This is a genomic window from Kitasatospora sp. NPDC007106 (assembly GCF_040634455.1).
In the GTDB taxonomy this organism is placed as follows: Bacteria; Actinomycetota; Actinomycetes; order Streptomycetales; family Streptomycetaceae; genus Kitasatospora; species Kitasatospora arboriphila.
Genome location: NZ_JBEYFP010000268.1, coordinates 1 through 7,653, shown reverse-complemented (window position 1 = coordinate 7,653; position 7,653 = coordinate 1). Strand labels below are relative to the sequence as shown.

Sequence of the window (7,653 nt, the reverse complement as noted above, 5' to 3'; positions counted from 1 at the left end):
CGCGGGCGACACCGCCGGCGCCGCGGACCCGGCGGACACCGGCGAGCGCGACGCCTTCGGCGCCGGCTGGCGGCGCGGGGCGCTCACCAACCTGCTGAACCCCAAGGTCGGCGTCTTCTACATGGCGCTGCTGCCGCAGTTCGTTCCGCCGGGCGCCCCGCAGCTGGCCTTCGGCACGCTGCTCACCTGCGAGCACATCGTGCTCGGCACGCTCTGGTCCGCGGTGCTGGTGGGCTTCGCCCGGGTCGTCCGCCGCTGGCTCGCCGGGCCGACCGCCAAGCGCGTCCTCGACCGGATCACCGGCGGTGTGGTGGCCCTGTTCGGCCTGCGGCTCGCCCTCGGCGACTGAGGCACCCGCTCCGGTCCACCGGCCGTCAGTGCAGCCTGCCCCGCCAGTCCGCGGGCACCTTGTCGGACGGGCCCGGCGAGGCCTGCGCCTCCGGCCGGGAGAGCGGCGGCGCCAGGTCCGGCCCGCTGTAGTACTCGCCGGTCTCGGTGTTCCAGAACCAGTCCTCACCCGGCTCGAAGCTGGTGATGAACGGGTGTCCGCTGTCCCGGGCGTGCCGGGTGGCGTGCTGGGACGGCGAGGAGTCGCAGCACCCGATGTGCCCGCACTCGGCACACCGCCGCAGGTGCAGCCACCAGCCGGCGTCCTGCCCGGCCAGGCACTCGGCGCACCCCTCGCCGCTCGGCACCGCCGACGGGTCGATCCCGGAAATCCGCTGCTCCGCCATGCCGCCGCCTCCTCCGGCTCGCCCTCCCCCGCGCCTTAGACCGTACGCCCGCGCACCGGCCCCCGCAGCGGGGTGGCTGCGTGGGCACGCGGGGCCGTCCCGCCTGTCAGCGGCGTCTGGTGGGATGGGGGCGGCGGCGACGAGGAGGGTGCGCGGTGGACGGGCAGGCGGGGTGGCGCTGTACGGGGCTGCACTGGCGGGACGGGCAGCCGATGCTCGGTGCGGTGCGCGGCGGCCGGCACCACGAGCGGGTGGTCGCCGCGGGCACGGCCGTGAGCTGGCGGCTGCACGGCCCGCGGTACTGCTCGGGCCCGTGGCTGGCCGGCGAGACGGAGCAGCGGCCGTGCCCGCACCGGGCCGAGATCGATCCGAACGGCGGCGCGGTGCTCTGCCCGCCGTGCCAGGCGGTCGACCGCGGGCTGGCGCTCGCGCGGGACAGGATCCTCGACGACGGCCGGACGTACCTGCTCTACCTGGCCTGGTTCGGCGGCGACCTGGCCAAGGTGGGGCTGACGGCGGAGCAGCGCGGCCGGGCCCGGCTGCAGGAGCAGGGGGCTCCGGTGTTCACCGTGGTGGCCCGCGGTCCGCTGCCGGCGGTGCGCCGGGCGGAGTTGACGGTGTCCGGGGCGGGGCTGGCGCGCGAGCGGTTCGGGGTGCGGGCGAAGGCGGAGCAGTGGTGGCACCTGCCCGGTCCTGCGGAGCGGGCGGCGCGGGTGGCCGAGCTCCGGGCGGCGGTGACCGGGTTGCTCGCCGGGCATCCGGTGGAGCTGTTCCCGGCGGGCGAGGTGGTGGACCAGGTCGGCCTGTTCGGGCTGGTGGACGGTCCGCCGCGGGTGTACCGCGAGGTGGTGGCGGTGGCGGACGGCGCCACGGTCGGCGGCACGCTGCGGGCGCCGATCGGACGGCAGCTGTTCCTGGAGCAGCCGGACGGCGGTGAGCCGCTGCTGCTGGACGCCCGGCGGCTGACGGGCTGGGGGCTGTCGCCGGCTCCGTCGGGGCCCTGCTCGGGGGTGGAGGTGCGCGCGCACCGGCGGCCGCCGGCCCCGGACGCCCAGCCGGCGCTGTTCTGAGGAATCGGGCCCGGCTCCGAGGGATCGGGCACGGCGGATCCGGCGGATCCCTTGCGGGGTTTGCTACCGGTCGGTAATTCTTGCTGACATTCCGTCCCACAGAGGAGCGTCCGCATGTCCGCCGAGGTCACCTTCGCCCTGCCCTCCCCGTACGGCCCGCGCACGGCGACGGTGCGCTACCACCGGGAGGGCTCCGGCAGCCCGCTCCTGCTGCTGCACGGAATCGGCCACCACTGGCAGGCCTGGGGCCCGGTGCTGCCCGCACTCGCCGCCCGGCACGAGGTGGTCGCCGTCGACCTGCCGGGCTTCGGCACCTCGCCGGCGCTCCCGGACGGCGTCCCGTACGGCCTGGAGGCCGCCGTCCCGACCGTCGGAGCGTTCTGCGCCGCGCTCGGGATCGAGCGCCCGCACGTGGCGGGGAACTCGCTCGGCGGCCTGCTCGCCCTCGGCCTCGGCCGGGCCGGACTCGCCCGCTCGGTCACCGCCCTCTCCCCCGCGGGCTTCTGGACGGAGCCGGAGCGCCGCTACGCCTTCGCGGTGCTGGCCGGGATGCGCCTCGGCGCCCGGACGCTGCCGCGGTCCGCGGTCGAACGGCTGGCGCGCTCCGCCGCGGGCCGCGCCCTGCTGGTCAGCAGCATCTACGCCCGGCCGGGCCGGCGTTCGCCCGAGGGCGCGATCGGCGAGACGAGGGCGCTGCGCGAGGCGACCGGTTTCGCGCCGACGCTGGCCGCGGGCCGCGGCGTCCGCTTCACCGGGGACGTGCCGGGCGTGCCGGTGACCATCGCCTGGGGCACCCGGGACCGGCTGCTCGTCCGCCGCCAGGGCCTGCGGGCGCTGCACGAGATCCCCGGCGCCCGCCTGGTGCGGCTGCCGGGCTGCGGGCACGTGCCGATGAGCGACGATCCGGAGCTGGTCGGCCGGGTGATCCTGGACGGCTGCGCGGCCGCGGCCTGAGGCCCCCCGGAGGCGTCCCCGACGGCCCGGTGGCACGCCCGGCCGCGGGGGGTGGCGGAGATCACGCTCTGCAACGGGCCACCTACGGTGGCGTAGGTCACTTCAGAGGGTGAACCATCGGCACCATGCCTGATCCACTGGAGACCTTTGACCCGACTTCCTACGTCGCCCTCGGCGACAGCTTCACCGAGGGCCTGAACGACCCCGGCCCCGACGGCCGTTACGCCGGCTGGGCCGACCGGCTCGCCGGGATGCTCGCCGACCGCCGGCCGGACGGCGGGTTCCGGTACGCCAACCTCGCCGTCCGCGGCCGCCTGCTCGACCAGATCGCCGCCGAGCAGGTGCCCGAGGTCCGGCGGATCGCGCCGGACCTGGTGACCTTCTGCGCGGGCGGCAACGACATCCTGCGCCCGGGCAGCGACCCGGACGAGGTCGCCGAGCGGTTCGAGTCGGCCGTCCTGCAGCTCCGTGAGAGCGCCGGGACGGTGCTGGTGTGCACCGGCTTCGACACCCGCACCGTGCCGGTGCTGCGCCACCTTCGCGGCAAGATCGCCACGTACAACGGCCACATGCGGGCGATCGCCGACCGCAACGGCTGCGCGGTCGCCGACCTGTGGTCGCTGCGCTCGGTGCACGACCGCCGGGCCTGGAGCGAGGACCGGCTGCACCTCTCGCCCGAGGGCCACCAGCGGGTCGCCCTGCTGGCCGCCCGCTCGCTCGGGCTGCCGGTCGAGCAGGACCCGGAGGCGCCCTGGCCGCACCGCCCCGAGCCCACCCCGGCCGAGCAGCGCCGCGAGAACCTGGCGTGGGCCCGGACGTACCTGATCCCGTGGGTCGGCCGCCGCCTGCGCGGCGAGTCCTCGGGCGACCACGTCGAGGCCAAGCGCCCCGAACTGCTGCCGCTCTGAGCACCCGGCGACCGGGGCCCGCCCCCGCACGGGGGCCGGCCCCGGTTTCCCTCCGCGGGCGTCCGGCATACCGTCGGTCGTGACGGGACCGCCCGCGCACAGGAGGCACCGCCATGGCCGACAGCTTCGCCGTCGACGTGACCCGCATCAGCCGCGAGGCGCTGCGCACGATGGCCACCGAGCCCGGAACCGCGCCGCACCTGGACGAGGAGCGGGCCGTCAGCGTGCTCAACGACGTGATCGCCACCGAGGTGGTCGGCTGGCTCCGCTACACCCGGGACGCCCTGGCCGCCGCCGGCGGGGGCCCCGAGTCCGGCCGGGCGGCCGCGCTGCTGACCGCGCACGCCGAGCAGGGCATGCGGCACGCCGTCGCGGTGGCCGAGCGGATCACCGCACTGGGCGGGCGCCCCAACTTCGACCCGGACACCCTGGCGCAGCGCGCCCACACCGACTACTCGGTGCCCGCGGACGCCGCGCTGACCGCCACCCTCGACCGCAACCTGCGGGCCGAGCGGATCGTCCTCGCGACCTACCGGGAGATCGCCGACTGGTTCGGCGACCGTGACCCCGACAGCCGCGACCTGCTGCACACCCTCGCCGCCGACGTGCGACGCAACGCCGCGGCGCTGGAGGACCTGCTCCGCACCCGCGGCGGCTGACCGGCCCGGGGTTCCGGAGCGCCCCGGGGTTCAGGACTCGTACCGCTCGACCTCCTCGATGCTGCGCACCGCGGCGAGATCGGGGTCGTCCCCCGCGTCGACCCGTGCCCGACGCTGCCGGAGCAGGTCCCAGCACTGGTCGAGCTCCGCCTCCAGCTCGCGCAGCCGCTGCCGCTCGCTGGCCGGGTCGATCCGTCCTTCGGCCAGCATCGTCCGCAGCTCGCGTTCGGCCGCGACCATCTCACCGATCCGGTCCAGGATCCGCCGGTCGGTGCCGCCACTCGTGTGCTCGTCCACCGGGGACACCTCCTCGCCCCCAGCCTAGGAACGGCCGGTGTGCGGCGCGACCCGGCACCCGTTCGGCGCAGCGGCGGCTTGACAGGTCGTCAAGCGGTGTTCAGGATGGCGCCTGCTGGAAATGACTTTCACTTTCAAAATCCGGCGAACCACCGTCCCCGCCCGACCCCGCACAGCCGAGGAGCACCCGCATGTCCCTGAACGTCCCCGCCGCCCTGCTGGAGAAGGCCGAGCACGGCGAGGTGGAGGAGGCGGAGTTCGTCGAGACCGTCCGCACCTCCCTGCCGTACGCCTACCGCACGGTCGCCGAGCTCAGCGGCGAACTGCAGGACTCCCCCGCCGAGTTCGCCGACAACACCACCGCACCGACGGACGAGGAGCGCGGGCAGCTGCTGCGCGCCATGGCCAGTGACGCCATCCGCGGCAGCCTGGAGCGGCACTTCGGCGTGCGGATCGCCTTCCAGAACTGCCACCGGGTGGCGGTCTTCCGCCCCGGCGCCGAACGGACGGAGGCGTACGCCCGGTTCACCTCGGCGCGGGCGCAGCTGCTCAACCAGGTGCCCGGTCTGCGCAGCTGCTGACCGCCGCGGGCCGGCCTCGCCGGCCGCGCCCGGTCAGCCGCCCGTGTGCAGCGGGTCGGCCGGGTCGCGGCCGGCGAGGCCGAGCAGCCTGGCCTGCGTGTCGGCGTCCTCGGGCACCGGCACGGCCCGGCCGAACACCCCGGAGGAGGAGAGGTCGCCGCCGTACGCCTCGAGCTCGGCGAACGCGAACTCGGCGGCCGCCCGGTCCATGGCGAGGTCGGCGCCGACGCCGACGGCAAGGTCCCAGGCGTGGATGATCGCGTCGACCGTCATCTCCCGGCAGTAGCCCTCGGCGGGGCGGTCGCCGTACGAGAGCGAGACGCTCCGCCCCAGCGCGCCGGAGGCGTCGAAGGCGGCGCGGGACGCCTCGGCGGCGGCCGTCCAGGCCGCCACCGGGTCGTCGCCGAGCACGTCGCCGTCGAAGCGGTCGCCGACCTCCGCGACCGTGCGGCCCGCCAGCAGCGGCGGCACCCACAGGTGCTCGGAGGTGAGGTGGCCGACCAGGTCGCGGACGGTCCACTCGGTGCAGGGCGTCGGCGCCTCCCAGGCGTCGTGGGCGGCGGCCCTGCGCACGTGCCGGCCGAAGGTGTCCTGCGCGTCGGCGAACAGCTTCAGCACGGCTTCCGGTTGCTCTGCCATGCCTCCACCCTTCACCCGATCGGACGACGCGGCACCCCGGAGGAACCGTCCGGCCGCCCCGGACGTCGCCCGGTCCGTGGAACGCTTCCCCTCCGAGGGCCGCCGGCCCCGACGATTCCCGGTCGACGCCGACGGCGAGCGGCTCGCCGCCGTCGCCCTCGCACCCGACGCCCCGAACGGGCTCACCGCCGTCGCGCTGCACGGCGCGGGCGACAGCGACAGCGGCCGTCTGCTGCCGCTGCTCGGCGACCTCGCCGCACGGGGGTGCCGCGCCCTCGCCCTGGACTTCTCCGGGCACGGCGCGAGTTCCGGACGGCTCGCGGACCTGTCGCTGGAGCGCCGACTGCGGCAGGCCGCCGCCCTGATCGACCGGCACGCCGACGGCGAGGAGCTGGTGCTGGTCGGATTCAGCATGAGCGGGCAGACGGTGGCCGATCTGACGGCGCGGTACGGGCCGCGGGTCCGCGCCGTCGGGCTGTGCGCCCCGGCGGTGTACGCGCGGGAGGCCTGGCCGGTGCCCTTCGGCGCGGGCTTCACCGGGATCATCAGGCGGCCCGGCAGCTGGCGGGACTCGGCGGCGCTGACCGCGCTGGAGGGCTTCGGCGGGCGATCGGTGCTGGCCGTGCCCGGCCGCGACGAGGTGATCCCCGCCGAGGTGACCGCGGCGGTCGGGCGGGCACTGGCGGCGCGGTCCGACCACCGCCGGCTGGAACTGCCGGACGCCGTCCACCGGCTCGGCCGGTGGTTCGGCGAACACCCGGTGCCGCGGCGGCGGTTCGTCGCCGTGCTGCTCGACGGGGCCGCCCACCCGGCATGATGGCCTCCTCACCGCCGCGCCCAGGAGGTCCCGCCGTGCCCAGCAGTCCGGTCCGCGTCACCGTGATCGGCGAGTGCGTCGCCGACGCCTTCACCGATGCCGCCCTGAGCGGGCCCGGCGAACTGGCGCTGCGGGTGCACCCGGGCGGCGGGCCGGCCAACACCGCGGTGGCACTGGCCCGGCTGGGCACCCCGGTGGCGTTCCGGGCGCGGCTGGCGGACGACGTCTTCGGGCGGCTGTTCCGGGCCCAGCTGGCCGGCTCCGGGGTCGACCTGTCGGGCTGCGTGGCGGCGGCGGAGCCGAGCACCCTGGCGGTCGCCGAGGTGGACGGGGAGGGGCGGGCCAGCTTCTCGTTCCACGCCGAGGGCACGGCGGACTGGCAGTGGACGGAGGCCGAGTTGGCGGCCGTGCCGCCCGCCGGGCCGGTCTGCGTGCACTCCGGCTCGCTGGCCCTGGTGCGGGACCCGGGCGGGCCGGCGATCGAGGCGTACCTGGCCCGGGCCGCGGCGTCCGCGACGGTGTCGATCGACCCCAACGTCCGTCCGCTGCTGGTCGATCCGGCGGTCTACCGGGAGCGGCTGCCGCGCTGGTGCGCACTGGCGGACGTCCTGCGGCTGAGCGCGGACGACGTCGGGCACCTCTTCCCGGAGAGCGGGGTGGAGGCGGTCTGCGACCGGTTCCACGAGGACGGCGTGCCGCTGGTGGTGGTGACGCTCGGCCCGCAGGGCGCGCTGGCCTCGCTGAACGGGGAGCGGATCGCCGTACCCGCCCGGCGGGTGGAGGTGGTGGACACCGTCGGCGCCGGGGACGCGTTCACGGCCGGGCTGCTGCACCGGCTGGACGCGCAGGGCCTGCTCGGCGGACGGCTGGACGGGCTCACGGTGCCCGCGGTGGCCGAGGCGTGCCGCTTCGCGGCCGGGGTGGCGGCACTGACCTGCGGTGTCGCCGGGCCGAACCCTCCCTGGGCCGACCGGCTCTGACGGTCCGCCGGCCG

The 7,653-nt window shown here is 76.6% G+C and carries 11 protein-coding genes; 8 read left to right on the top strand and 3 right to left on the bottom strand.

The features are described 5' to 3' along the window. The coding region (locus ABZ641_RS20325) for a LysE family translocator (RefSeq protein ID WP_359983593.1) at window positions 1–349 on the top strand (349 nt) is incomplete at its 5' end. Between the two features lie 25 nt (window positions 350–374). On the opposite strand, the gene ABZ641_RS20320 is transcribed toward ABZ641_RS20325, so the two are convergent. After that, complete coding sequence (locus ABZ641_RS20320) at window positions 375–734, bottom strand: UBP-type zinc finger domain-containing protein (protein WP_344624284.1); 360 nt, start codon at window positions 732–734, stop codon at window positions 375–377. Window positions 735–889: 155 nt separating this feature from the next. Between ABZ641_RS20320 and ABZ641_RS20315 the strand changes: the two genes are divergently transcribed. The 4 genes from ABZ641_RS20315 (at window position 890) to ABZ641_RS20300 (ending at window position 4,325) form a co-directional block, all read left to right on the top strand. Beyond that, window positions 890–1,804: a DUF2797 domain-containing protein gene (locus ABZ641_RS20315; protein WP_359983590.1), complete on the top strand. Its 915-nt coding sequence runs from the start codon at window positions 890–892 to the stop codon at window positions 1,802–1,804. A 114-nt stretch (window positions 1,805–1,918) separates the two neighbouring features. Next, window positions 1,919–2,758: an alpha/beta fold hydrolase gene (locus tag ABZ641_RS20310; RefSeq protein ID WP_359983588.1), complete on the top strand. Its 840-nt coding sequence runs from the start codon at window positions 1,919–1,921 to the stop codon at window positions 2,756–2,758. 125 nt (window positions 2,759–2,883) lie between these two features. Next, window positions 2,884–3,666 carry an SGNH/GDSL hydrolase family protein gene (locus ABZ641_RS20305; protein WP_359983585.1) on the top strand — a complete coding sequence of 261 codons (783 nt, stop codon included), beginning with the start codon at window positions 2,884–2,886 and terminating at the stop codon, window positions 3,664–3,666. 113 nt (window positions 3,667–3,779) lie between these two features. After that, on the top strand, window positions 3,780–4,325 hold the full coding sequence (locus ABZ641_RS20300; RefSeq protein WP_344624288.1) for a ferritin-like domain-containing protein: 546 nt from the start codon (window positions 3,780–3,782) through the stop codon (window positions 4,323–4,325). Window positions 4,326–4,355: 30 nt separating this feature from the next. On the opposite strand, the gene ABZ641_RS20295 is transcribed toward ABZ641_RS20300, so the two are convergent. Next, window positions 4,356–4,622: a DUF2630 family protein gene (locus ABZ641_RS20295; protein ID WP_344624289.1), complete on the bottom strand. Its 267-nt coding sequence runs from the start codon at window positions 4,620–4,622 to the stop codon at window positions 4,356–4,358. 191 nt (window positions 4,623–4,813) lie between these two features. Here ABZ641_RS20295 and ABZ641_RS20290 point away from each other — a divergent pair, with 191 nt between their 5' ends. Continuing rightward, a complete protein-coding gene (locus tag ABZ641_RS20290; RefSeq protein WP_344624290.1) occupies window positions 4,814–5,203 on the top strand; it encodes an SCO5389 family protein in 390 nt (129 codons plus the stop codon). 33 nt (window positions 5,204–5,236) lie between these two features. On the opposite strand, the gene ABZ641_RS20285 is transcribed toward ABZ641_RS20290, so the two are convergent. Next, a complete protein-coding gene (locus tag ABZ641_RS20285; protein ID WP_359983580.1) occupies window positions 5,237–5,842 on the bottom strand; it encodes a TIGR03086 family metal-binding protein in 606 nt (201 codons plus the stop codon). Between the two features lie 76 nt (window positions 5,843–5,918). Here ABZ641_RS20285 and ABZ641_RS20280 point away from each other — a divergent pair, with 76 nt between their 5' ends. Together ABZ641_RS20280 and ABZ641_RS20275 are read left to right on the top strand one after the other, a co-directional pair. Beyond that, window positions 5,919–6,659: an alpha/beta fold hydrolase gene (locus ABZ641_RS20280; protein ID WP_359983577.1), complete on the top strand. Its 741-nt coding sequence runs from the start codon at window positions 5,919–5,921 to the stop codon at window positions 6,657–6,659. A gap of 35 nt (window positions 6,660–6,694) precedes the next feature. Next, on the top strand, window positions 6,695–7,639 hold the full coding sequence (locus tag ABZ641_RS20275) for a carbohydrate kinase (protein ID WP_359983574.1): 945 nt from the start codon (window positions 6,695–6,697) through the stop codon (window positions 7,637–7,639). Window positions 7,640–7,653: the final 14 nt, after the last annotated feature.